Source organism: Yinghuangia soli (genome assembly GCF_021502675.1).
In the GTDB taxonomy this organism is placed as follows: Bacteria; Actinomycetota; Actinomycetes; order Streptomycetales; family Streptomycetaceae; genus Yinghuangia; species Yinghuangia soli.
This window is the reverse complement of the sequence record NZ_JAKFHA010000004.1, coordinates 319,838-343,112: the sequence shown is the minus strand read 5'-3', so window position 1 is coordinate 343,112 and position 23,275 is coordinate 319,838. Positions and strand designations below refer to the sequence as shown.

General features: G+C 73.4%; 20 protein-coding genes and 1 pseudogene. 12 read left to right on the top strand and 9 right to left on the bottom strand.

Going from position 1 to position 23,275, the window contains the following annotated elements; all coding sequences use genetic code 11:
- Nucleotides 1-77: 77 nt before the first annotated feature.
- Together LZ495_RS44780 and LZ495_RS10515 are read right to left on the bottom strand one after the other, a co-directional pair.
- Nucleotides 78-857 (bottom strand): FadR/GntR family transcriptional regulator, encoded by a 780-nt coding sequence (locus LZ495_RS44780; protein WP_235051804.1) that lies wholly within the window; start codon nucleotides 855-857, stop codon nucleotides 78-80.
- Entirely contained in the window at nucleotides 854-1,798 is a 945-nt protein-coding gene (locus LZ495_RS10515; protein WP_235051803.1) for an aldo/keto reductase, read from the bottom strand. The genes LZ495_RS44780 and LZ495_RS10515 overlap by 4 nt, the downstream gene beginning before the upstream one ends.
- A 164-nt stretch (nucleotides 1,799-1,962) precedes the next feature.
- On the opposite strand from LZ495_RS10515, the pseudogene LZ495_RS10510 reads away from it, so the two are divergent.
- A pseudogene (locus tag LZ495_RS10510) lies at nucleotides 1,963-3,177 on the top strand (DegT/DnrJ/EryC1/StrS family aminotransferase); the annotation flags it as partial.
- A gap of 120 nt (nucleotides 3,178-3,297) precedes the next feature.
- On the opposite strand, the gene LZ495_RS10505 reads toward LZ495_RS10510, so the two are convergent.
- Nucleotides 3,298-4,041 (bottom strand): nucleotidyltransferase family protein, encoded by a 744-nt coding sequence (locus LZ495_RS10505; RefSeq protein WP_235051801.1) that lies wholly within the window; start codon nucleotides 4,039-4,041, stop codon nucleotides 3,298-3,300.
- Nucleotides 4,042-4,293: 252 nt separating this feature from the next.
- On the opposite strand from LZ495_RS10505, the gene LZ495_RS10500 reads away from it, so the two are divergent.
- Together LZ495_RS10500 and LZ495_RS10495 are read left to right on the top strand one after the other, a co-directional pair.
- Nucleotides 4,294-4,896, top strand: coding sequence for a hypothetical protein (locus LZ495_RS10500; RefSeq protein WP_235051800.1), 603 nt, complete (start codon nucleotides 4,294-4,296; stop codon nucleotides 4,894-4,896).
- Nucleotides 4,897-5,080: 184 nt separating this feature from the next.
- Nucleotides 5,081-5,692 carry a glycoside hydrolase family 3 protein gene (locus LZ495_RS10495; RefSeq protein ID WP_235051799.1) on the top strand — a complete coding sequence of 204 codons (612 nt, stop codon included), beginning with the start codon at nucleotides 5,081-5,083 and terminating at the stop codon, nucleotides 5,690-5,692.
- Here LZ495_RS10495 and LZ495_RS10490 read toward each other — a convergent pair.
- On the bottom strand, nucleotides 5,650-8,274 hold the full coding sequence (locus LZ495_RS10490; RefSeq protein ID WP_235051798.1) for a phosphoinositide-specific phospholipase C-related protein: 2,625 nt from the start codon (nucleotides 8,272-8,274) through the stop codon (nucleotides 5,650-5,652). The two genes, LZ495_RS10495 and LZ495_RS10490, sit on opposite strands and share 43 nt — an antisense overlap.
- 245 nt (nucleotides 8,275-8,519) lie before the next feature.
- Here LZ495_RS10490 and LZ495_RS10485 point away from each other — a divergent pair, with 245 nt between their 5' ends.
- Nucleotides 8,520-9,299: an SAM-dependent methyltransferase gene (locus LZ495_RS10485; RefSeq protein ID WP_235051797.1), complete on the top strand. Its 780-nt coding sequence runs from the start codon at nucleotides 8,520-8,522 to the stop codon at nucleotides 9,297-9,299.
- A 26-nt stretch (nucleotides 9,300-9,325) separates the two neighbouring features.
- Here LZ495_RS10485 and LZ495_RS10480 read toward each other — a convergent pair whose 3' ends face one another.
- Entirely contained in the window at nucleotides 9,326-9,973 is a 648-nt protein-coding gene (locus LZ495_RS10480; RefSeq protein WP_235051796.1) for a DUF459 domain-containing protein, read from the bottom strand.
- Between the two features lie 165 nt (nucleotides 9,974-10,138).
- Between LZ495_RS10480 and LZ495_RS10475 the strand changes: the two genes are divergently transcribed.
- Nucleotides 10,139-11,536 carry a glutamine synthetase family protein gene (locus LZ495_RS10475; protein ID WP_235051952.1) on the top strand — a complete coding sequence of 466 codons (1,398 nt, stop codon included), beginning with the start codon at nucleotides 10,139-10,141 and terminating at the stop codon, nucleotides 11,534-11,536.
- Nucleotides 11,537-11,777: 241 nt separating this feature from the next.
- Here the strand turns inward: LZ495_RS10475 and LZ495_RS10470 are convergent, their stop codons facing one another.
- Nucleotides 11,778-12,233: a DUF4442 domain-containing protein gene (locus LZ495_RS10470; protein WP_235051795.1), complete on the bottom strand. Its 456-nt coding sequence runs from the start codon at nucleotides 12,231-12,233 to the stop codon at nucleotides 11,778-11,780.
- Between the two features lie 133 nt (nucleotides 12,234-12,366).
- A complete protein-coding gene (locus LZ495_RS10465) occupies nucleotides 12,367-12,777 on the bottom strand; it encodes a hypothetical protein (RefSeq protein ID WP_235051794.1) in 411 nt (136 codons plus the stop codon).
- Between the two features lie 296 nt (nucleotides 12,778-13,073).
- Between LZ495_RS10465 and LZ495_RS10460 the strand changes: the two genes are divergently transcribed.
- Complete coding sequence (locus tag LZ495_RS10460; RefSeq protein WP_235051793.1) at nucleotides 13,074-14,519, top strand: CoA transferase; 1,446 nt, start codon at nucleotides 13,074-13,076, stop codon at nucleotides 14,517-14,519.
- 18 nt (nucleotides 14,520-14,537) lie between these two features.
- Here the strand turns inward: LZ495_RS10460 and LZ495_RS10455 are convergent, their stop codons facing one another.
- Both LZ495_RS10455 and LZ495_RS10450 read right to left on the bottom strand, forming a co-directional pair.
- Nucleotides 14,538-14,855 (bottom strand): UBP-type zinc finger domain-containing protein, encoded by a 318-nt coding sequence (locus tag LZ495_RS10455; RefSeq protein ID WP_235051792.1) that lies wholly within the window; start codon nucleotides 14,853-14,855, stop codon nucleotides 14,538-14,540.
- Between the two features lie 112 nt (nucleotides 14,856-14,967).
- Entirely contained in the window at nucleotides 14,968-15,579 is a 612-nt protein-coding gene (locus LZ495_RS10450) for a TetR/AcrR family transcriptional regulator (RefSeq protein ID WP_235051791.1), read from the bottom strand.
- 110 nt (nucleotides 15,580-15,689) lie between these two features.
- On the opposite strand from LZ495_RS10450, the gene LZ495_RS10445 reads away from it, so the two are divergent.
- The 6 genes from LZ495_RS10445 to LZ495_RS10420 all read left to right on the top strand — a co-directional run bounded on the left by LZ495_RS10445 (nucleotide 15,690) and on the right by LZ495_RS10420 (nucleotide 23,194).
- Nucleotides 15,690-17,225, top strand: a complete 1,536-nt coding sequence (locus tag LZ495_RS10445) for a flavin-containing monooxygenase (RefSeq protein ID WP_235051790.1) — start codon at nucleotides 15,690-15,692, stop codon at nucleotides 17,223-17,225.
- A 66-nt stretch (nucleotides 17,226-17,291) separates the two neighbouring features.
- The gene (locus LZ495_RS10440) at nucleotides 17,292-18,179 is read left to right on the top strand and encodes an SDR family NAD(P)-dependent oxidoreductase (protein WP_235051789.1); all 888 of its coding nucleotides are present in this window, start codon (nucleotides 17,292-17,294) and stop codon (nucleotides 18,177-18,179) included.
- 138 nt (nucleotides 18,180-18,317) lie between these two features.
- Entirely contained in the window at nucleotides 18,318-19,514 is a 1,197-nt protein-coding gene (locus tag LZ495_RS10435; protein ID WP_235051788.1) for an alpha/beta fold hydrolase, read from the top strand.
- Between the two features lie 202 nt (nucleotides 19,515-19,716).
- On the top strand, nucleotides 19,717-20,682 hold the full coding sequence (locus LZ495_RS10430; RefSeq protein WP_235051787.1) for an aldo/keto reductase: 966 nt from the start codon (nucleotides 19,717-19,719) through the stop codon (nucleotides 20,680-20,682).
- Nucleotides 20,683-20,926: 244 nt separating this feature from the next.
- The gene (locus LZ495_RS10425; protein ID WP_235051786.1) at nucleotides 20,927-22,021 is read left to right on the top strand and encodes an LLM class flavin-dependent oxidoreductase; all 1,095 of its coding nucleotides are present in this window, start codon (nucleotides 20,927-20,929) and stop codon (nucleotides 22,019-22,021) included.
- 141 nt (nucleotides 22,022-22,162) lie between these two features.
- Nucleotides 22,163-23,194, top strand: a complete 1,032-nt coding sequence (locus tag LZ495_RS10420) for a saccharopine dehydrogenase NADP-binding domain-containing protein (RefSeq protein ID WP_235051785.1) — start codon at nucleotides 22,163-22,165, stop codon at nucleotides 23,192-23,194.
- Nucleotides 23,195-23,275 lie beyond the last annotated feature (81 nt).

Genomic DNA, 23,275 nt, shown 5'->3' with positions numbered 1-23,275 from the left:
GGACCGGCCTCGGACGGAAGACGGCTGTCCGGGGCGGGCCGGCAAGCACCAGGCCCCACCCCGGACGGTCCCGACCCTCAGACCCGCACCGGGCGCTCGCTGTGGTCGCGCAGCGGATACTCCTGCGCCTCCGCGATATGGCTCACCGCCACGCGGTACACCTCGGCCTCGTCCCCCGCCGCGATCAGATCGATCAGCCGGCCGTGCACCCGCACACCCGCCTCCCGCACCCCGCGACCGGTATCGGCCAGCGCCGCACCCGCCCACGACTGCTCCTGCCGGGCCCACAGCACCTCGACCGCACCCAGCAGAATCTGCATCGTCGCGTTCCCGCAGCACTCCACCAACGCCTCGTGGAACGCCCGGTTCTCGCGCAGGAACGCCTGCCCGTCGTCCAGCGCCGCCGCCATCCGGGCATGCACCTCCCGCAACCGCGGCAGCACCTCCGCATCCCGGTCGGGGCGCGCCGCGCACAACGCCGCACACACCGGCTCCAACTGCCGCAGCGCCCCCGCCAGATCCGCCAGCGGCACATGCCGGGCATGCATCACCATGCCGAACATGTGCGCCGCATCCGCCGGCCGCGGCACATGCACGACCGCACCCCCGGTGTTGCCGCGCAGCACCGTGATCAGGCCCTCGGTCTCCAGCACCCGGAACGCCTGCCGCACCGTCGTGCGCCCGACCCCGAACTCGGCCATCAGGTCGTCCTGCTTGGGCAGCGTCCCGCCGTCCGGGATCACCCCGTCCAGGATCCGCGCGCGCAGCCGCCCCGCGACCGCGTCCGCGACGCTCTGCGGCCGCACCGGGTCGGCGGCGCCGGACGCCGGACCGGCCCCCGGCACACGGTCGCTCACCGGCCGCCCTCCACCGGCACCGCCAGCGCGGCGATCTCGGCGACCTCGTCCGCGGTCAGCGGCACGAACGCCTCCGCATTGGCCAGCACCTGCTCCGGCGTGGTCGCACCGACCAGCACCGACGGCACCTCGGGCTGTGCGGCCAGCCACGACAGCGCCAGCTGCAGCAGCGTCCGGCCGTGCGCCTCGGCGTAGTCCGTCAGCCGCTCGACGATCGCGAAGTTCTCGTCGGTGGCCACACTCGCGAACCACGGGCCCGCGGCCAGCCGGGAACCCTCGGGGAAGTCCGCCCCGCGCCGGTACTTGCCGCTCAGCAGCCCCGACTTCAGCGGGAAGTACGGGATGACCCCGAGGCCCAGGTGCCGGGCGGCCGGCACCGTGTCGCGCTCCACCTCACGGGACAGCAGGCTCCACTCCAGCTGGGTGGCCACGAACCGGGCGCTGTTCGCGTTGCGCGCGATGTGGTCGGCGTCCACGAGCTCCCAGCCGGCCAGGTTCGAGTTCGCGATGTAGCGGACCTTGCCCTGCCGGACCAGGTCGTCCAGCGCCGCGAGCGTCTCGTCGACCGGTGTCTGCGGGTCCGGGAAGTGCAGGTAGTACAGGTCGATGTGGTCGGTGCCCAACCGCCGCAGGCTGGCCTCGCAGGCCCGCATGACATGGCGCCGCGACGCACCGCCGCCGTACACGTCCTTGCTCGGCGCACCGAACTTGGTCGCCACCACCACGTCGTCGCGGCGGGCACCCAGCGCACGCCCGAGCATCTCCTCGGACCGGCCGCCGCCGTACATGTCGGCGGTGTCGAAGAAGGTGACGCCCGCATCGAGGGCGGCGCCCACCACCTTGTGCGCGGCCGGCTCCTCTATGCGCATGCCGAAGTTGTTGCAGCCCAGACCGACCTCGGAGACCTTCAGCCCCGACGTGCCCACTGTCGTGTACCGCACTGTGCTCCCCGATTCCTCGAGCCTGTTCCGGCGGCGCTGCCGCGCCTCCGCATTTCCTTGCCCCGCCATCATAGCCATGATAGCTATGAAAAGGATTCAGTGACGGGACGTCAGCTCCACACCCGGCACCCGGACAGCATCACACTCGCACCGACACCACCCAGGGGGCGGCACCCATGCGCAAGATCCCGTACGCCGGAAGCGTCCACGACCAGGCCGAGATAGACGCCATGCTGGCCATCCTCAACGGCCCGCCCAGCGCCATGACCATCGGCCGCAACGTCGCCGCCATGGAGCAGAAGGTCGCCGCACTCTTCGGCAAGAGCCACGGCCTCATGTGCAACTCCGGGTCGTCCGCCCTCTACCTCGCCATCGAACTCCTCCGCCTCGAACCCGGCGACGAGATCATCACCTCGACCCTCACCTTCTCCACCGACATCGCCCCCATGGTCAAGGCCGGCCTCGTCCCGGTCCTCGCCGACGTCGACCCCGACTCGTTCCAGATCGACGTGGACCGCCTCGAAGGCCTCATCGGCCCCCGCACCAAGGCCATCCTCACCCCCAACCTGGCCGGCAACGCCCCCGACTGGGACCGCATCCGCGAGATCGCCGACCGGCACGGCCTCGCCGTCGTCGAAGACTCCTGCGACGCCCTCGGCGCCACCCTGCGCGGGACCCCCACCGGCACCCGCGCCGACATCTCGGTCACCAGCTTCGCGATGAGCCACATCATCACCTGCGCCGGCAACGGCGGCATGGTCCTCGTCGACGACGAAGCGCTGCGCGACCGCGGCCTCATGCTGCGCCGCTGGGGCCGCCGCTCCGAACTCCAGCTGTTCGGCTCCAAGAAGGGCAACCGCGACTTCTTCGAGGAGATCGACGGCGTGCTCTACGACAACCTGTTCATCTTCGACGAGATCGGCTGGAACTTCGAACCCAGCGAACTCGGCGCCGCCTTCGGCCTCGCCCAGCTGGAGAAGCTGCCGCGCTTCCTGGCCACCCGGCAGCGGCACTTCGCCGCCCACCACGCCTTCTTCGCCAAGCACCCCGAGGCGTTCATCCCGCCCCGCCAGACCGAAGGCCTCGACACCGGCTGGCTCAACTTCCCGGCCATCATCAACCCCGAAGCCGGATTCTCCCGCGGCGAACTGCAGCAGTACCTGGAGGACCGCGGCATCTCCACGCGCACCGTCTGGTCCGGCAACATCCTGCGCCAGCCCGGCTTCAAGGACATCGCGCACCGCGCCGACCCGGACGGCTACCCCAACGCCGACCGCGTCATGGAGTACGCCTTCATCGTGCCGATGAACCACCGCATGGACGACGAGGACACCGCCTACATCCACGAGCAGGTCGAGGCGTTCCTCGCCTCGCGCTGACCGCCGGCACGAGCCCCGGGCGCACCCGAAACGGCAAAGGCACGGTACGCGGCGGTCGATGCCGCGTACCGTGCCCTGGGCCGTGCCTGCCCGCACCCGCGTGCGCGCCCGCCCGGATCGCTACTTGAGCGCGGCCAGTTCCTTCGCCGCCTCGGACAGGTCCTTCGCGGTGTCGATGGCCCGCCAGTACGCGCCCTGCGGGATCGGGAAGCCGGACAGGCGCTGCTCCCGGGCCAGCCGCGGGAACGTGGTCCGCTCGTGGTCGCCCACGTCCGGCAGCAGCGCGGTGAACTCCGGCGAGAACACGTACACGCCCGCATTGATCAGGTACGGCGACGGCGGCGCCTCGATGAAGTCCAGCACGTGCCCGAACTTGTCGGTCTCCACGACCCCCCACGGGATGCGCGGCCGGGCCAGCGACAGCGTCGCGGTAGCGTGCCGCTCGTCGTGGAAGGCGGCCATTTCGCGCAACGAGAACCGCGTCCAGATATCGCCATTGGTCGCGTACCACGGCTCGTCCGGGCGCGGCAGCGCACGCGCCGCGAACTTCAGCCCGCCGCCGCGGCCCAGCGGCTCGGTCTCCACCACGGTCGAGACGTTCAAGGGCAGTTCCGCGGACTTCAGCCAGTCCTGGAGCACCTCGGCGAGGTGCCCGCACGACACCACGGCGTCGGTGACCCCCTCGGCGGCCAGCCACTGCAGCTGGTGCCCGATGATCGGGATCCCGGTCCCCGGGATCTCCACCATGGGCTTGGGCCGGTCGTCGGTGTACGGCCGCAGCCGGGAGCCCTGCCCACCGGCCAGGATGACGGCCTGCGTGACATCGCGGGCGCCCTGCGACGTGCTGTGTGGTGCGGAAGTCATGACCCTGACGATAGCGATTGCGCCCGGGCGCGCCGAACCGGCTCCGGTTGTCGGTGCGAGGTTGTGAACTGTTGACAGAACAACACCGCAAGGGCCGGTTATATATGCCAAGACGCCCGAGGCCCTTACGGGGGCATCGTGCAGGTCACTAGAGTCCGGGACGGGGAGCAATCCGCGGTCGGCCGCGGACCGGTGGGGATCGGTCCTGGCCCGGCAGGCACGCCCGGGGGCGACGGGGTTGGGGGGCTCGGCATGAAGTGGCGGGATTTCGGTTGCGCGCTGGCCGCGGCCGGTGTGTGGCTGGTGTCCGGATGCACACCGTCGTCCGCACCGTGTTGCCCGGAGACCCCGCCGCCGCCCGTTCCGTCGACCTCTCCCCCGACCCTGCCCGGCGCTGCCACCGACCTCCCTGCCGCCGTCCCGGCTGCGCCCCCGACACCCGGCTGCACGCTGCTGACCCCGGCCCAGGTCGCCGCCGCGCTGGGCTCCGCCCCGCTCGCCGCGGCGCCCGACGACCACGACCGCGCCTGCAAGTTCTCCGATGCGGACGGCGTGCTGGTGCTCTCGATACGGGTCGTCGACCTGCCGCGCGCACTGCTCGGCGGGCCCGAGCAGGTGACCCGGCTGACCGCGTCGCCGTCCGAACGCATCGAGGACATCCCCGGACTCGGCGACGCGGCCGTCTTCTACACCGACCCCAGGAAGGGCACCGGCCTCACGCTGGCCCGCGGCCGCGGCGACCGGATCACCAGCATCGACATCGCCGGGTACGGCCCCGCCAAGCACACCACGCGCGATGTGCTGGTGGTGCTCGGCTTCCACGCCGCGGCCGCGCTGCCCGACCCGCGCACCTGACCCGCGGACCGGCGCACGCACCGGCGCTCATGCGGCACTTCCGCGGCGCTTCCGGCGGCCCCGACCAACCGGACGGAGCCACTCTCCCGGGTACGCGGCTTCCACGTCTGTCCGTGCTATCTGCCACGATGGGGCGGCGCAGAATGGGCCCGTCCGGGGCCCACCCGAAGGGAGCCGCCGGAAGATGCCGCCTTCAGACACCCGTGTCGACCCCCGGGTCGCCGCCCGCGGTGAAGCCCGGTCCGAAGCCCGCGCCGCGCTCCGCGCGCCTGCCGCCGGACCGGTTCCGCGGCAGATCCCCGGCGCCCGCGCGGACGGTGACGACGCCCAGATGCGCGCACTCACTTTGCTGACCAACCGCACCAGCACCCGGACCAGCGCGACCGGCGGCCCCGCGCTGCCGCTGCGCGACGGGGTCCGGGTGTACCTGGAGGGCCTCGAGGACACCGCCGCCGCGGCCGAGTACGCGCAGCCGGTGGCGGATCCCGCCGAGGCCGAGGTCGCGGTGCTGCGGATCGACTGCCCCGCACCGGACGGCATCACCGACGACGACACCGACCGCGTGCTCGACATCGCCGCCGCGGTGCCGACCATCGTCGTCCTGCGCATCGAAGGCACCAGCCCCGCGCCCGAGTTCACCGGGAACTGCGCGGCGCTGCTGGCCGACCGGGGCGCCTCCGACCGCATGGTCCTCGATGTGGTCTTCGGCCGGCACGCGCCGCTCGGGCGCCTGGCGTTCCCGATCGGCCCCGCTCAGGACCCGGACTTCCCCGCCGGGTTCGGCCTGTCGTACTGAACCCGGGACGCCCCTGCGGGGGCGGTCGGCGTCATGGTCGCCGCGGGCACCGGCACGGTGCCGCCGCTCGGCGCACCGGGTGTGCCGGGAGTACCGGGAGCCGAAGGGGCATGGGGCGTGGCCGGGGCAGCCGGTGCGCCCGGGCCGAACTGCGCGGCGCGGCGCGTACGTTCGCTGTTGAGCGCGTCCACCGCACCGCGTGCGTCGCCGATGGTGGCGAAGTCGACCGCGATGTAGGTGACCTGCGCGTCGCGGACCTGCTCGCAGCGCCGGGCGCGGTCGAGCAGGAATTCCCTGGTGTTGGCCTTGCCCGCGTCGATGCGGCTGCCGCCCTGCGCGGTGACGAAGTTGTTCATCAGGAACAGCCGTTTGCCGGTCCCGCCGCGGTTCGGCACGCAGTCCATCTCCTCCGGACTGCGGTACATGTACGGCGTCTCCATCCCGTACCGGTAGAAGTTGCGGTAGCGCGGGTCGGGTCCGTCGCCGCGTTCCGCGAAGACCACCAGGCGCTGGTTGGCGGCGATCATCTGGCGCAGCGTGGGCCAGGCGGCGTCCGCATCGGCCGGCGGCGTGGCCAGGAAGCGGTCCATGCCGGCCTCTTGCAGGGCGTCGACGGTCTGCTCGCCGCTGACCGCGTCCTGCACGATGAGGGTGACGACTTCGTTCGGGTTGGCGTCGAGCCAGTCGCCGATCGAGCGCAGCGTGCCGACCAGCGGCAGCGCGCCGCCGCGGCACAGCGAGTGGCACAGCCACAGCCCGGGCCGGGCGGGTGCGTAGCGGTCGATGACGCCGGCCATGATGACCTGCTCCTCCGGCGACAGGTCCGAGCCGGCCAGCCGGGGCGCGATCTCCTCGGGCGTCTCCCACATGTACGTGTCGACGAGCAAGGCGCGGGCGCCCAGGTCGAGTTGGGTGATGAGGTCGGGGTCCTGGAGCGGGCTGATGAAGCGGTCCGCGGTGGAGGACATGGAGTTGTGCGTGGCAAGGTACGCGACCTCGTCGTAGCGCCGGTCGCACAGCTGCGGCATGCCGTTGCAGCGGCGCTGCTTGTCGGAGTCGCCGACGGTGGGCACCGGCACCAGGATGGTGAGCGCCAGCGCACCGGCGGCGCCGACCGCGGCGAAGCCGGTCACGGTGCGGACCCGGGAGCGCGGTGCGGGGGCCCGGCCGCGCTCCCCGCGGCGTACCGCGGCGGTCGCGACGGCGGCGATCACGCTGCCCGCGAAGACCGGGACGGCGGATGCGGTGATCCACACGCCGACGATGTCGCGCGTGGCAGCTCCCTGGAGGTCGTCGACCAGGCTGCGGACGGACGGGGCCCAGCCGCCGCGGTCCTCCGGAATCAGGTGCGGCAGTGCGGCCCAGGCGATCAGGCAGACCCCCGCGGCCAGCACGCCGCCGGCCGCCAGCGCGGCGCCGGGGCCGCGCAGCCGGCCGAGTCCGCGGTGCGGTGCGGTGCGCCACAGGACGTACAGGCCGCCGAGGGCGAACGCGCAGGCCAGCGTCAGCATCTTGCCGAGGCCGAAGACCGTGAACGCGCGCAGCTGGGGCAGCGGTCCGAGGTTCACGTCGGTGTCCTGGGCGCGCACGTCGACGACGAGGTCCCACTGCTCGCCCTTGCTCAGCGAGGCGAGCCCGAGCTTGGCGTCGAGGACCTTGTCGCCGAACAGCGCGGGGACCACCGCGACGAGCACACCGCCCAGGTCCCCGGCCCGCAGGGACGCTATGACGGGCTCGCGCAGCGGGGCCCGGCGGTCCTCGGGCAGCTTCTCCAGGATCAGGTCGGCGACTTGCGGCGCGGCTTCGGGGGCGAGGTCGAGCGCGGGCAGGCTGTCCGGGCTCTGGCCTAGGGCGAGCGCGTCGAGGGCGCGCTGCACGGACGCGACGAACGCGGGCGCGTTGTCCTCGGTGACCGAGGGGACGTCGCCGGTCAGGTCTCCGACGAAGACCTCGGCGACGCCGCCCAGGTTGTTGATGATCGGCTTGAGGTCGGCGTAGAAGCGCAGGTCCGGCTCGTCGCCGCGCAGGTAGGCGACGACGCGGCCGATCTGGTCGCCGGTCATGCCGCGCAGCGTGGACGGCGGCAGGACCAGGCGCAGGTTGGCGGTGACCTGGTTGGGCGGCACGGGGAGGCGGGCCAGCAGGTCGCGGGTGAGGTGGGCCATCTCCGGGTCGACGAGGACCTCGTCGTAGAGCCGGTCGTAGGCCTCCTCGCGTTCGAGGACGGAGTCGTACCAGGCGCGGTCGAGCACGGTGCTGCGGGCGACGCCGAGGCCGGTGATGGTCGCGACGCAGACCGCGACCACGGCGAAGGCGACGACGCGGACGGCGTGCAGGCGGCGGCGCGCGCGGCGGGCCGCGGCGGCCGGGTCGTCGGGGGCCTTGGCCGCGGGGGCGTCCTCGACCGCCTCGCCCAGCGCGCCCTCGGGGGCCTCCGCGGCAGATCCGTCGGAGGCGCCGTCGGGTGTGCCGCCGGAGTCGCGCCCGGTGGTCGCCGCAGTCGGTTCCTCGGTTGCTTCCGCGAGCTCCTCCTCGGGGCCGCCGGCCCGCGCCGAACCTTCTGTGCCTTCCGTGCCGTCCACCCCCTCAATATAAGAAATACGTACCAATCCCCATAAAAGGCGCGACCTGGAGCCCCTTGGGCGTGTCCGTAACGGACGGCCGCAGATACCGCCGCTGCCCGACGGACCGCACCCCTATGCCCGCCCGGCGGCCGGCTCCCCTGTCCGGCGACGCCTGCGGGAAGCGGCTACGCTCCCTCGGGCACGGCCGCGCCAGGATCACCGAACAGCTGAACTGCCTTGTGCAGCAGACGAATAGGGGAACCATGAGCGAGATCGACGAGACCGTCCCGAGCATCGCACGCGTGTACGACGCGATCCTCGGAGGTCAGGACAACTTCGCTGTGGATCAAGCCATAGCGCGCCAGTCGCAGGAAATAGTCCCGGAGATCGGCGACGTCGCCCGCTTCAACCGCGCGATGCTGGGTCGGGCCGTGCACGCGATGGCGTCCGCCGGGATCCGGCAGTTCCTGGACCTGGGTTCCGGTCTGCCCACGGTGCAGAACACGCATCAGGTCGCGCAGGCCGTGGCCCCGGACGCCCGGGTCGTCTATGTCGACATCGACCCGATCGTCATGGCCCACGGGCGCACCCTGCTCGCCGAGAACCGGAACACCACCGTGGTCACCGCCGACCTGCGCGAGCCCGAGGCCGTCCTGTCCCACCCGGACGTACGCGCACTCATCGACTTCGACCAGCCTGTCGGACTCATGCTCGTCGGCGTGATCCACCATCTGGGAGACGACGAGGACCCGGAAGGCATCGTCAAGACGTACCTGGACGCGCTGCCCGCGGGCAGCCGCTTCCTGCTGACCCACTTCTGCGCGTCCAGCCCGGACGCCCTGGCCCTGGAGGGCGCGCTGCTCACCAGCCTGGGCACCGGGCGGTTCCGCACGCTGGAGGAGATCACCGCCTACTTCGACGGGCTCGAACTCCAGGCCCCGGGCGTGGTGTACCTGCCGCAGTGGCGTCCCGAGGGGCCGGTCGCCGAGCCGCTCACGGTCGGGCAGCGGCTCATGGCCGGCGGCCTCGGTCTGAAGCACTGACGCGCCGCGGGCGGCAGCGGGCCAGGTCAGGCGCGGGCCGCCACGGCGTCGAGCCACGGCCACCAGCCGCCGTCCGCGACGATGTCGGCGAGCATGCGGTAGCCCGCCTCGTCCGGGTGCGCGCCGTCGCCGAACGCCTCGATGCTCGCCCACCATTCGGGCCGGTCCACGAGGCGGTCGTACACGGGGACGAACGGCACGCCGTGCGCCGCACAGGTCTTCGCGAAGGCGGCCTCCAGGGCCGTCGCATACGCGGTGCCGTCCGGGCGGCGGGGCGCGGGCATGGGCGGGATGCCGATCACGAGCACCGGCCATCCGCGCCCGGCGGCCTCCGCGAGGAGCGTCTCGAGGTTGCGCACCGTTTCGTCCTGCGGCACGCGCGGGCGGCCGTCCACGTGCGCCGTGTCGTTGAGGCCGAACGCGACGACCACGCCGTGCGCTTCGCCCTCGGCCAGCCGCGGCGCGGCCTCGGCCGACCAGCGGCCGAGGATGTCCGAGGAGGTCTGGCGCCGCACCCCGAGGCCGTAACCGGTCACCGGCCGGCCGCGGTCCCAGGCCTTCTCCGCGAGGCGCCCCACCCAGCCGCGGCCTTCGCGGTCGCCGACGCCCTGCGTGTAGGAGTCGCCGAGGAAGCAGATGCGGAGGTCGGGCCAGGCCGGGGCGTCGGGGTTCATGATCATGAGCCTAGGGGGCCGCCGCGGCGCCGGGCATCCGGTTTTCGACGGTCGAAATTCCCCCGAACGGGGAGTTTCCGGCCGGTGCCGTGGCCCGAAAGGATTGCGGGTATGACGGGCATCGAGACTCCTCCACTCCCCGGCCTCGCGGCACCGGCCCCCGATATGCCGATCCCCGATACGCCGGGTCCGCCCGGCATCCCGCGCCGCGACCAGGCCGCCCGGGCGCAGGAGTCGGCCGCCGAACTGCGCACGCTGGGTGTCGCCGGCGTCGCGGTGGGCTGGGTGGACAACTCCGGCATCAGCCGCGTGAAGGGCGTCCCGGTCGGGCAGTTGGAGCACGCCGCGGTGTGGGGCGTGGGCGCGGCGCCGTGCTTCGACGTGTTCCTGGTGGACGACTCGATCACGGACAGCACGTGGATCGGCGGTCCGGTGGGTGACCTGCGCCTGGTGCCCGACCTGGACCGCCTGGTGCCGATGGCCGCGCTGCCGGGATGGGCCTGGGCGCCGGGCGACCGGCTGACCCAGGACGGCGGCGTGCACCCGGGCTGCTCCCGCCGTTTCGCGCGGCGCATGCAGGACGCCGCGGCGGCCCTGGGGTTCGCGGTGCAGGCCGGCTTCGAGGTCGAGTGGGTCGCGGTGCGGACCGGCGACGGCGACGGCGATCGCCTCACGTTGCCGACCGAGGGCCCGGCGTACGGCATGCAGCGGCTGGTCGACTGCTCGGACTACCTGCGCGACGTGCTGCAGACGTTGGATGCCGCGGGGCTGACCGTGCTGCAGATCCATCCCGAGTACACGCCGGGGCAGTTCGAAGTGTCGGTGGCGGCAGAGGATCCGGTCGGCGCGGCGGACAGCGCGGTGCTGGTCCGGCACGTCATCCGCGCGGTGTCGGCGCGGCACGGGCTGCGCGCGTCGTTCGCCCCCGTGGTGGTGCCCGGCGCGGTCGGCAACGGCGGCCACCTGCACCTGAGTCTGTGGCGCGACGGGCGGAACCTGATGCGCGGCGGGCCGGGGCCGCACGGCCTGACCGGTGACGCGGAGGCGTTCCTGGCCGGCGTGCTGGACGCGCTGCCGGGGCTGTTGGCGGTGGGGGCGCCGTCGGTGGCGAGCTATCTGCGGCTGGTGCCGTCGCACTGGGCGGGCGCGTACCGGTGCTGGGGCCGGGAGAACCGCGAGGCGGCGGTCCGGCTGATCCCGGGCGGCCGGGAGACCGCCGAGGCCGGTGCGAACGCCGAGGTGAAGTGCTTCGACGCGGCGGCCAATCCGTATCTGGCGGTGGGTGCCGTGCTGGCCGCGGGCCTGGACGGCATCGCCCGCGGCCTGGCGCTGCCGGCCGAGACGACCGGCAACCCGGCGTCGGACCACGGCGCGGAGCCGGCCGAGCGCCTGCCCGGCTCGCTCCTCGACGCGGTCGCCGCGTTCGACCGCTCGGCCATGCTGCAGGCGGCGCTCGGCGCCGAACTGCACGCCGCGGTCGCGGCGGTACGCCGGGCCGAGGCCGCACTGTTCGCGACGTCGACACCGGACGAGATCGCCGCCGCCACCCGCTGGCGGTACTGAGCGGAGACGGCCGAGGAATCCGCCGCGCTGCCCAGGCGCCGCGCACACTGCGGCGCCGGGGACTCGGGCAGCGCGGCGGGGTCTCGGAGCGGGGCGGGGGGGGGGGGGGCGGGGGCCGCGGGGGCCCGGGGCGGCGCGCCGCCCGCGGGGGGGCCCGCGGCAGCGCGGCGGGGTCTCGGAGCGGGGCGGCGGAGTCGGACCGGAGCACGCGCGGCCCCGGTTCCGACTCCGCCGCCGGGCGTTACGCGCGGTTGGGGCGCAGCGTCCAGACGATGGTCATCTCCGCGGTCGGCGTGCCGTCCTCGGTGCGGATCTCGATGGACACCGGGAACTCCGGGCGCTCGCCCTTGTCCAGTTCGGCGACGACGTCCTCGGCCGGGCGGCCCAGCCGGGCCTCGGCGAGCACGGTGCCCATGGCCAGCTTCTTGTAGCGGATCTCCGAACCCACCGCGAGCGGGACCGCGCGGCCGAGCTGGTCGCCGAAGGCGGCCAGCACGATGGCGCCGGACGCCGACTCGCCGAGCGAGAACATCGCCCCGGCGTGCGGGCCGCCCACGTGGTTGTGGAAGTCCGAGTTGTCCGGCAGGCGCAGGATCGCGTGGTCGCGGCTCAGCTCGACGAACTCCAGACCGAGGGTCCGGACCAGGGGCACGGACTGGCGCAGCCCGTCGGCGAGGATGTCGAATTCCGTGGTCATGGGCCGGATGCTACCCGCAGGTAACATCCGGACGGAAGCCCCGGGCGGACCCTCTCCTCCGCAGACGGTCCGCCCGGCTGCGCTCTACAACGCGGCAGGCCCCGCGAAGGTCACCCGCCGGCCGCGGCCGCGCTCACCGCGCCCGGGCGGCCGCGCCTCCCCCGCCGCCCGCACCCGTCTCGCCCGCGGCCCGCCGCTCCGAGGCCGGCCAGCGGAACAGCCGCCCGGTGACGCCCTCGTGGTCCTCGTCGACACCCGCCCTCGCGTACACGGTCACTTCCTCGACGGCCCGGCCCCCTTCGTCGCGTACGACGCGGCGGCGCACATAGCCGACCTCTTCCAGCTCCCCCAGGTACCCCTCGATGGACTCCGCCGTCTCCCCCGGCCGCGACGCGAGCCGGACCAGGTCCGGTTGCGCGCCGTCCGGGAGTAAGAGCAGATGTACGGCCAGACCGCGCGCGGGCACGCTCAACCGGGCGTCCTTCATCAACACGTCGTTGACGCCCAGTCCGCTTGCTCCGCTGCCGCCCCAGATCCTCCGCATGGTGCGTCTCTCCCCAATTTCGGATCTCACCCCAACCGACGTGACCGACACGGCGGTTGCCCCGCATCCAGTGTCAGGTCCCGGGCCGCGGAGCGCTGCCTCCGAACCCCGCACACCACGCAAAAGGGTGAAGGAGACTTCGTGGAGGTCCCGTGGGGAACGGACAGTTCACCGCAAAACCCTGCCTTCCTCGCACGGATATCCGGATACGCTTCCCGGCCAAACGTGATGATTGCCATGCGGCGCACCCCTCCCCCGCCCGCGCTGCCTGGTGCCCCCGGTGATGGGATGGGGCCATGCGTCCTTCTCCAGTCCGGCTGCTCGACGAGGCCTGGCAGTTCCTCGGCGGCGACCCCGCCTCGACCGCGAACGTCGTCTTCACCGGCCGGCCGGACACCCTCCCAGCCCGGCTGCCGGTCACCGAGGCGGCCCAGGCGCTCGCCGCGGCGGCCGGCCTGGCCGCGGCCGAACTGGGCGCGCTGCGCACCGGCGCCGCCGAACCCGCCGCGGTCACCGTGGACAGCGAGGCGACCGCGGTCGCCTTCACCAGCGAGCGGCATCTGCGGCTGTCCGGCAAGCCGCTGGGCGGCATGGACCCGCTGTCGAAGTTCTTCGGCTGCGCGGACGGCGTGGTCCGGCTGCACGCCAACTACCCGCACCACCGGGCCGCGCTGTACGCCGCGCTGGGCATCTCCGCGGAGGCGTCCGCGGCGGCCGAGACGGATCCGAGCGGCGACCCGGCCGAGATCGTGGCCGCCGCGCTGGCCCCGATGCGTACCGCGGACGCCGAGGAGCTCATCCTCGCGGCCGGCGGCGTGGCGTTCGCGGTGCGCACCCCCGAGGAGTGGGCGGCACACGAGCACGGTGCCGCGCTGGCGGACTCCCCGCTGGTCACGATGCGCCGCACCGGCGTCCCCTCGCCGCGCCGCCTCGGCGCGCTGCCCGAGCCGGACGGCGCATCACCGCTGCTGCCGCTGGCCGGGGTGCGCGTGCTCGACTTCACGCGCGTGGTGGCCGGACCCGTGGCGACCCGGACGCTGGCCCTGCTGGGCGCCGACGTCCTGCGCATCGATCCGCCGCATATGCCGGAACTTCCGGGCCAGGCCGTCGACTTCTGCCTGGGCAAGCGGTCCGCGCTGCTCGATCTGCGGACCCCGGAGGGGCTCGGGAAGCTGGACGAGCTGCTCGCCGACACCGACGTCGTGGTCACCGGCTACCGGCCCGGTGCGCTGGCCCGCTTCGGGCTCGCACCGGATGCGCTGGCCGCGCGGCACCCGGGCGTCGTGACCGCGAACCTGTCCGCGTGGGGCGGCCCGGGGCCGTGGGCCGGCCGGCGCGGTTTCGACAGCGTCGTGCAGTGCCCGACCGGTATCGCGGAGGTCGAGGCGGACGGCGACCCGCGCCCGGGCGTGCTGCCCGCGCAGGCGCTCGACCACGGCACGGGCTATTTGCTTGCGGCAGGCGTGCTGCGCGCCCTGGCGGCCCGTCAGGAGGATGGACGCGGCTCGCACGTCGAGGCGGCGCTCGCGCAGACCGCCGCGTGGCTAATGCGGCACCACGATCCGGAGGAGCACCTGCCGACGTTCCCGCGCCGGGTCGCGGCCGCGCCGCACCTGGGCTTCATGGTCGGGCAGCAGGGCGAACTCGCCTATGCGCTGCCGCCGTTCCGCATCAAGGGCGGCCCGGAGGACTGGTCCGCGCCGCCGGAGCCGTGGGGCACCGGCACGGCCGCGTGGCGGTAGGCCGGAGCTCCGGCGCCGTCACTCGGCGGGGAGCAGGAAGAGCTGGTCGTCGTAGCACCAGGCCCACGCCTCGCCCGGTTCGAAGGAGCGGACGACCGGATGCTGCGCGCCTTTCCAGTGCCCGGTGGCGTGCCGGTTCGGCGAGTTGTCGCAGCACCCGATGTGGCCGCACGCGAGGCACTCGCGCAGGTGCACCCAGGTCCCGCCGGCCTTGAGGCAGTCCTCGCAGCCCTCCAGAGTGCTGGGCGTGACGTCCTGCACCTGGCCGAGGTGCGCGCACTGCGCGCCTTCCTGGCCGCGGACTTCCTGCGCCACTTCGTACCGGGTCGTGCTCATGGGATGCGCTCCTCGCCCTCGCCGGGGCGCGGGCGCGTCCCGGTCGGGTCTCCGGTTCCCGCTGCGGCCGCCATGTACTCCCGGCCGGGTCGGCCCGGGCCGGGCGGCGGTGTCAGGCCCGGGACAGCACGTCCGCGGCGGGGTCCACGCAACTGAGCACGCCGACCAGGGTGCGCTCCAGGAAGGCGGCGAGCTCGGTGCGGTCGCCGTCCGGCTCCTGCCAGGCGACGACGGTCTCCTCGGCGAAGACCACCCACGCACGGGCCGCGGTGCGCAGCAGCGGCGTGTCGGCCAGGCCGAGTTCGGCGCAGCCGGCGAGGATGCGCGAGGCCTGGGTGCGCCGGGCCGCGTCGACGAGTTCGCGGACCGTCTCGTCGGCGCTCGCCGCGCCGCGCACGAGCGAGACGTAGGTCGCCCGGTGGTCGAGGACGTAGTCGACGAACGCGCCGAGCACCGCGTGCAGCCGGGGCAGCGGCTCCAGGGCGGAGTCGGGTGCGGTGCAGGCCAGGAAGTCCTCGCAGGCGGCTTCCACGACGGCGCGGTGGAAGCCCTGCTTGGACTTGAAGTAATGGAACATCAGGCCGCGCGAAATCCCCGCCCGTTCGGCGAGTTCGTCGATCGACAACTCGTCCAGGGTCCGGGATCCGAGCAGGTCGCGCCCCAGGAGCAGCAGCTGCGCTCGCCGCTGATCGGGCGTCAGCCGGGTTCGTCGCGGTGCAGGCATGCGGCACAGTGTACGGAGGTCCCCGCCAATCTATTGACTACTGTTCAGTAATGTTCCTAAGGTCAGCCTGTCAGCACCGCCATGGGCCCGACCGAGTGCCGGAGTACACCTTGCCGACAACGCCCCCCACCCCGTCCGCAGTCCCCCATGTGCGCGTCGCCGTCATCGGCAGCGGCTTCTCGGGACTCGGCGCCGGCGCGCGCCTGCTCAAGTACGGCATCGACGACTTCGTCATCCTGGAACGCGGCGCGGACGTGGGCGGCACCTGGCGCGACAACACCTACCCGGGCGCCTGCTGCGACGTACCGTCCAACCTCTACTCCTTCTCCTTCGCGCCCAACCCGGCCTGGTCGCGGTCGTTCTCGCCGCAGCCCGAGATCCAGGAGTACCTGCGGCGCTGCGCCCGCGACCTGGGACTGCTCCCGCACCTGCGGTTCGGCCACGAGGTGCGCCATGCGGCCTGGGACGACGCGGAGTCGCGCTGGGAGTTGGCCACTTCGCAGGGCGCGCTCACCGCGGACATCCTGCTGAGCGGCGGCGGGCCGCTGAGCGAGCCGGCGTACCCCGACATCAAGGGCCTGCACGAGTTCGAGGGCGAGCTGTTCCACTCGTCGCGCTGGAACCACGACTACGACCTGCGCGGCAAGCGCGTCGCGGTGATCGGCACCGGCGCCTCGGCGATCCAGTTCGTCCCGCAGATCCAGCCCGAGGTCGGGCAGCTCGACCTGTACCAGCGCTCGGCGCCGTGGATCATGCCGCGCACCGACCGCCCGCTGAGCGGTGCCGAACGGGCGCTCTACAAGGCCGCGCCGCCGGTCCAGAAGGCGGTCCGGCTGGGCCTGTTCTGGGGCCGCGAGACGTTCTGGCTCGGCTTCAACGGCAAGCACCCGGGCCTGGTCCGGCGCATCGAGGGCATCGCGCGGCACCACCTCAAGCGCGGCGTCCCGGACCCGGAGCTGCGCGCCAAGGTCACCCCGGACTTCACCATCGGCTGCAAGCGCATCCTGCTGTCCAACGACTACTACCCGGCGCTCGGCAAGCCGAATGTGGACGTCGTCACCGACGGCATCACCGAGATCCGCAAGAACTCGGTGGTCACCGCGGACGGCACCGAGCGCCCGTGCGACGCGATCATCCTGGGCACCGGCTTCGAGGCCACCGACATGCCGATGGCGCACGCCATCACCGGGCGCGACGGGGTCCTGCTCGCGGACGCGTGGAAGGACGGGATGTCCGCACACCAGAGCGCGATGACGGCCGGCTTCCCCAACCTGTTCTTCATCATCGGGCCGAACTCGGGCCTCGGGCACTCCTCGATGACGCTGATCATCGAGGCGCAGATCAAGTACGCGGTGGACGCCATCCGGCAGATGGACCGGCACGACATCGCCGACCTGGACGTCACACCCGAGGCGCAAGAGGCCTACAACCGGCAGTTGCAGGCCAAGCTGGGCGACACTGTGTGGGTGACCGGCGGCTGCAAGAGCTGGTACCTGGACCCGCGCACCGGCAAGAACACGACGCTGTGGCCGGACCACGTGTGGAAGTTCATGTGGATGAACCGCAAGTTCTCTCCGGCCGGCCATCGCGCGCGGACCCGCGACCAGGTCCGGGACCGCGCCCGCACCTCCGCCGGCCCGCACTGACCCCGCGCCGCCCCCGCACTGCTTCCCCCACCGAGATCCACCGAGTCCCCCGACAAGGAGCTGGACGTGCAGGACTTCGCCGGCAAGGTCGCCGCGATCACGGGTGCCGGCTCCGGCATCGGCCGGGCGCTCGCCTACGAACTCGCCCGCCACGGCGCGCGCCTGGCGTTGAGCGACATCGATGCCGAGGCGGTGCGCGAGACCGCGGCCATCGCCCTGGGGCACGGCGCCAGCGAGACCACCGCGACCCGCGTGGACGTCGCCGACCGGCACGCCGTGCAGGCCTGGGCGGACGACACCGCGGACTACTTCGGCACGGTCAACCTGGTGGTCAACAACGCCGGCGTCGCCCTCACCGCCTCCGTCGAGGAGATGGAGTGGGAGGACTTCGAGTGGCTGATGGGCATCAACTTCTGGGGCGTCGCGTACGGCACCAAGGCCTTCCTGCCGCACCTGCGCCGCGCCCGGGACGCCCATCTGGTCAACATCTCCAGCGTGTTCGGGCTGATGGGCATCCCGACGCAGAGCGCCTACTGCGCGGCCAAGTACGCGGTGCGCGGCTTCACCGAGTCGCTGCGCCAGGAGATGCGCCTGTCGCACTCGGGCGTGCGGGTCACCACCGTGCACCCAGGCGGCATCAAGACCAACATCGCGCGCAGCGCCCGGGCCGCGAAGGGCCTGGAGGCCGGCGAACTCGCCGCCGACTTCGACCGCATCGCGCGCACCTCGCCGGAGCGTGCGGCCCGCATCATCGTGCGCGGCGTGAAGCGCAACCGCGCCCGGGTCTTCGTCGGCCCGGACGCCACCCTCATCGACGTGGGCCAGCGCCTGCTGGGCTCCGGCCTCGAGCCCCTGGTCCGGACGTTCGCGGGCCGCTCGCTGCCGACCGCGGCCCCGCCCCTGCCGGCCCCGGTCGCGCTGCGGTCCGCCGACGCCACCGACCCGGCGGCCTGACCGCCCGCTTCCCGCGCGGGCGGCCGCCGTCCCCGGCCGCCCGCACCCGCACCGCCGCCGCAGACCCCGGAACCGGCCGTACGTCCGCCCCTTTTCGTCCCTTTTCTTCGTCCTTTTTCGCTCCGAGGAGCCGTGAAGATGACCGACGTGAGTCCGGCCGAGGACACCGCCGCGGCAGCCGCGCCCGCGCCGCCCGCCGCCAGGAAGCCCGCCGCCAAGAAGCCCGCTCCCGCCACGACCGCGAAGTCCGCCAAGAAGCCCGCCCGAGCGCCGCGGCAGACCAAGTCCGCCGCCGCGAAGGCGACCGCCGAGCCCGAGCTCGCGGCCGCAGTTGTGCAGGCCGTACCGGTCCCGGCTCCCGCGGCCGCACCCGAGGCGTCCCCGGCGCCGATCGTCCCGCTGCGCCGGATCCGCGTGGTCCTGGCCCGGGACGGTGCGGCGCTGCATGTCGTCGAGCACGGCCCCGCCGACGCCGCGGTCACCGTCGTGCTCGCGCACGGCTGGACGCTCACGCACGGCTCGTGGGCGGTCCCGGCCCGCACGCTCGTCACCGACCCGGGCGCCTCGGTGCGTGTGGTGACGTACGACCAGCGCGGGCACGGCCGTTCGAGCTCGGGCCTGGTTCGGCCGTACTCCATCGACCAGCTGGGTCAGGACCTCTTCGACGTCCTTGAGGCCGTCGCGCCGAGCGGGCCGGTGGTCCTCGGCGGGCATTCGATGGGCGGCATGACGATCATGGCGCTGGCCGCCGCGCGGCCCGAACTGTTCGGCGCGCGGGTGCGCGGCGTCCTGCTGGTCGGCACGTCGTCGGGCGACCTGGTCCCGCTCGCCGAGCCGTTCCCGGTGGCCGAGCGGCTCCGGGCGCGGGCCGGACTGCGGTTCTTCGCGCTCGGGCAGCGCCGCCCCGAGGTCTTCGCGCGCGGGCGGCGCATCCTGCCCGGCCCGCACACCAAGTCGCATCTGCGGTCGGTGAAGCTCGGGCTGTTCGGCCCGGACGCGGACGAGTCCGTGGTCCGCTCGTGCGCGTGGATGGTCCACAACACCTCGGTCGAGGCGCTGTGCGGCTACTTCCCCGCAATTGCCGCGCACGACAAGGCCGGACAGCTCGCGGCCCTCGCGTCCGTGCCCGTGCACATCGTGGTCGGGGACCGCGACAAGCTCACCCCGCTGCAGCACAGCCGGCGGCTGGCCGCGGAACTGCCGCATGCCGAGTTGCGTATCGAACCCCGATGCGGGCACATGGTCCTGACGGAGCGTCCGCAGTCCGTGACGGCGCCGCTGCGCGAGCTGTGTCGCGTGGCGGCCGCGGGCCCCTCGGCCGTCCCCGCGCACTGACGCGCAGGGCGGCCGCCCGAGGAGGGGCCGTGGGCGTACCGCCGGCCGGGGCGGCGGTACGCCCACCTGCATGCCCGGCCCGCATACCCGCCGCTTCCCCGGCGCCGGGCGCGCCCGGCGGATTACCCGGTTGACTTCGAGTGCGCTCCAAGAGACAGGCTGGGTCCCGTACCGCAGCCCGTCCGACCCAGGGAGCACGCTCATGAAAACGACCACGCTTGGTGCGCACGGACCGTCCGTCGGGGTCATCGGACTCGGCTGCATGGGCATGACCCACGCGTACGACCCGAACGGCCGCGACGACGCCACGTCGGTCTCCGTCCTGCGGCAGGCGATCGAGCTCGGGGTGACCCTCATCGACACCGCCGACGTGTACGGCCCGTTCACCAACGAAGAGCTGGTCGGGCGCGGCCTGGCCGGCATCCGGGACCAAGCGGTGCTCGCCACCAAGGTCGGCCTGGAGCTGAGCCATGGCCTGGGGCAGGGCACTTCGGGCCTCACCAAGAACGGCCGCCCGGAGCACGTGCGCAAGTCGATCGACGACAGCCTGCGGCGCCTGGGCACCGACTACGTGGACCTCTACCAGCTGCACCGCGTCGACGCCGACGTCCCGCTGGAGGAGACGTGGGGCGCGATGGCCGAGGCGGTCGCGGCCGGGAAGGCCCGGCACATCGGGCTGTCCGAGGTGAGCGTCGAGGAGATCCGCCGCGCGCAGGCGGTGCACCCGGTGGCGTCGGTGCAGTCGGAGCTGTCGCTGTGGACGCGGGACGCGCTCGCCGAGGTGGTGCCGTACTGCAATGCGGAGGGCATCGCGTTCCTGCCCTTCTCGCCGCTCGGGCGCGGTTTCCTGACCGGCAATTTCGCGACCGTGGACGACCTGCCCGAGGGCGACTGGCGGCGCTCGCTGCCGCGCTTCCAGCAGGACGCGCTGGCCGCGAACCAGGTCCTGGCGGCCGCGGTGCGGACCATCGCGGACCGGCTCGGCGCCACCCCGGCGCAGGTCGCGCTGGCGTGGGTGCTCGCCCAGGGCGAGTACGTCGTCCCGATCCCCGGCACGAAGACCCCGAAGTACCTCGCGGACAACGCGGGCGCGGCCGACGTGGTCCTGAGCGCCGCGGACCTCGACGAGCTGAACGCCCTGCCGGCCCCGCAGGGCGACCGCTACTAGCCGCCCCCGCAGGCGGCCCGGCCGCTTCCTCCTCGTGCGCGTCACCCCTGGTCAGGGGTGGCGCGCACGGCCGGGTCCGGGCGCGGGCGCCCCCCCCGGGGGCCGCGCGCCCCGGGCGGCGGGGCCCCCCCCCACGGCCGTTTCCGGGGCCGTGCGCGGCCCGGGAAGCTAAACGGATTGCTATCCGTTTGGATTTGTAGTTCAATTTTCAACAACAGCACGGCACGAGCTTCGGGAGCGGGTCATGGGTACGCAGTTCGGGATCTTCACGGTCGGGGACGTCACGCCGGACCCCGCCACCGGTCGCGCGCCGACCGAGCACGAGCGCATCAAGTCCATGGTCGCCATCGCCCTCAAGGCCGAAGAGGTCGGCCTGGACGTCTTCGCGACCGGCGAGCACCACAACCCGCCGTTCGTGCCGTCCTCGCCGACCACGATGCTCGGCTACATCGCGGCCCGCACCGAGCGCCTCATCCTGTCCACGTCCACGACGCTGATCACCACCAACGACCCGGTGAAGATCGCCGAGGACTTCGCGATGCTGCAGCACCTCGCGGACGGCCGCGTCGACCTCATGCTCGGCCGCGGCAACACCGGCCCGGTGTACCCGTGGTTCGGCCAGGACATCCGCCAGGGCATCCCGCTCGCCATCGAGAACTACGCCCTGCTGCACCGCCTGTGGCGCGAGGAATCGGTCGACTGGCAGGGGCGCTTCCGCACTCCGCTGACCGGCTTCACGGCGACCCCGCGGCCGCTCGACGACACCCCGCCGTTCGTGTGGCACGGCTCGATCCGCTCGCCCGAGATCGCCGAGCAGGCCGCGTACTACGGCGACGGGTTCTTCGCCAACAACATCTTCTGGCCCAAGGAGCACTTCCAGCGCCTGATCGAGCTCTACCGCGAGCGCTACGCGCACTACGGGCACGGCACCCCCGAGCAGGCCGTCGTGGGGCTCGGCGGGCACGTCTTCATGCGCCACAACTCGCAGGACGCAATACGGGAGTTCCGCCCGTACTTCGACCGCGCGCCGGTCTACGGCAACGGCCCGTCGCTGGAGGACTTCAGCGACCAGACCCCGCTCACCGTGGGCAGCCCGCAGGAGGTCATCGACAAGACGCTGACCTTCCGCGAGTCGTTCGGCGACTACCAGCGCCAGCTCTTCCTGGTCGACCACGCCGGCCTGCCGCTCAAGACCGTGCTGGAGCAGCTCGACATGCTGGGCGAGGAGGTCGTCCCGGTGCTGCGCAAGGAGTACGACAAGCTGCGCCCGGCCGGCGTGCCGGTGGGCCCGACGCACGCGGCGCGGGTCGCCGAGGCGGCCGGGACCGCGGCCCGATGAGCCCCTGGCGCGGCCGGGAATAGCGCCGGGCCGTTCCGCGCTGGGCACAGGCGTACGGCCGCCCCCGGGACTTCCGGGGGCGGCCGGCGACGTCCGCACGGCGTCGCTTTTTCGCCCGCGATCAGATCGGGGTTCCGGAGCATGAGCACGACGTCTGCAGTGGTGGTCTACGGCGCGACCGGCCACACCGGCCGCTTCCTGGTGGCCGAACTGACCCGGCGGGGCATCGCCGTGATCGCCTCCGGCCGCAACGCGGACCAGCTCGCCAAGCTGGCCACGGAATGGCCCGAAGTCGACGTGCGGGCCGCGACCGTGGACGACCCCGCCGCACTCGACCGGGCGCTCGCGGGCGCCGCGGCCGTGGTCAACGCCGCCGGACCGTTCGCGGTCACCGCCGGGCCGGTGGTCGAGGCCGCGCTGCGGGCCGGCATCCCCTATGTCGACGTCGCCGCGGAGATCGAGGCGAACGCCGCGATGTTCGCCGACTACGCGGAGGCCGCCGCGGCCGCGGGCGTCCCGGTGGTGCCGGCGATGGCGTTCTACGGCGGCCTCGGCGACCTGCTGGTCACCGCGGCGCTGGGCGGCCGGACGGCCGCCGACGAGGTGCACGTCGCGTACGGGCTGAGCAGCTGGCATCCGACCGAGGGCACGCGCGAGGCCGGGCGGGTGTCGCACGACCGCCGCGCCGGGCGCCGGGTGCGGTTCGCGGACGGCGCGCTGCAGTACCACGAGGACGCACCCGTGCAGCAGGACTGGGACTTCCCCGAGCCGCTGGGCCGGCGTGCGGTGGTCGCCGAGTTCACCATGGCCGACGTGGTCACGGTGCCGAGCCACCTCGATGTCCCGTCCGTCACCACCTACATGAGCGCCGAGGCCGCCCGGGACCTGTCCGGTGCGGACACCCCGGCGCCGGAGGCGGTCGACGAGCAGGGCCGCTCGGACCAGACGTTCTTCGTCGACGTCCTGATCCGCACGGGTGGCGAGGAACTGCGCGCCGACGTCCGCGGGCAGGACATCTACGCGATCACTGCACCGCTGGCCGCCGAGGCCGTGCAGCGCATCCTGGACGGCCGGGTCCGGACCACGGGCGTGGCCTCGGCCGGCGCGGCGTTCGACGCAGCCGACTTCCTCGGCGCGCTCGGGGAGCATCTGGTGGTCCGGCTGCCCGGCTGACGGGCGCAGCACACTCGCGGGCCGGGGCGGCACCGCTGTCGGTGCCGCCCCGGCCCGGCGGCGGCTCCGTGAGTCACATAC

Coding starts and splice junctions, on each gene's coding strand:
- LZ495_RS10505 (WP_235051801.1), bottom strand. CDS start 4,041: ATGACTTCCGCACCACACAGCACGTCGCAGGGCGCCCGCGATGTCACG.
- LZ495_RS10500 (WP_235051800.1), top strand. CDS start 4,294: ATGAAGTGGCGGGATTTCGGTTGCGCGCTGGCCGCGGCCGGTGTGTGG.
- LZ495_RS10495 (WP_235051799.1), top strand. CDS start 5,081: ATGCCGCCTTCAGACACCCGTGTCGACCCCCGGGTCGCCGCCCGCGGT.
- LZ495_RS10485 (WP_235051797.1), top strand. CDS start 8,520: ATGAGCGAGATCGACGAGACCGTCCCGAGCATCGCACGCGTGTACGAC.
- LZ495_RS10480 (WP_235051796.1), bottom strand. CDS start 9,973: ATGAACCCCGACGCCCCGGCCTGGCCCGACCTCCGCATCTGCTTCCTC.
- LZ495_RS10475 (WP_235051952.1), top strand. CDS start 10,139: ATGCCGATCCCCGATACGCCGGGTCCGCCCGGCATCCCGCGCCGCGAC.
- LZ495_RS10470 (WP_235051795.1), bottom strand. CDS start 12,233: ATGACCACGGAATTCGACATCCTCGCCGACGGGCTGCGCCAGTCCGTG.
- LZ495_RS10465 (WP_235051794.1), bottom strand. CDS start 12,777: ATGCGGAGGATCTGGGGCGGCAGCGGAGCAAGCGGACTGGGCGTCAAC.
- LZ495_RS10460 (WP_235051793.1), top strand. CDS start 13,074: ATGCGTCCTTCTCCAGTCCGGCTGCTCGACGAGGCCTGGCAGTTCCTC.
- LZ495_RS10455 (WP_235051792.1), bottom strand. CDS start 14,855: ATGAGCACGACCCGGTACGAAGTGGCGCAGGAAGTCCGCGGCCAGGAA.
- LZ495_RS10450 (WP_235051791.1), bottom strand. CDS start 15,579: ATGCCTGCACCGCGACGAACCCGGCTGACGCCCGATCAGCGGCGAGCG.
- LZ495_RS10435 (WP_235051788.1), top strand. CDS start 18,318: ATGACCGACGTGAGTCCGGCCGAGGACACCGCCGCGGCAGCCGCGCCC.
- LZ495_RS10430 (WP_235051787.1), top strand. CDS start 19,717: ATGAAAACGACCACGCTTGGTGCGCACGGACCGTCCGTCGGGGTCATC.
- LZ495_RS10425 (WP_235051786.1), top strand. CDS start 20,927: ATGGGTACGCAGTTCGGGATCTTCACGGTCGGGGACGTCACGCCGGAC.
- LZ495_RS10420 (WP_235051785.1), top strand. CDS start 22,163: ATGAGCACGACGTCTGCAGTGGTGGTCTACGGCGCGACCGGCCACACC.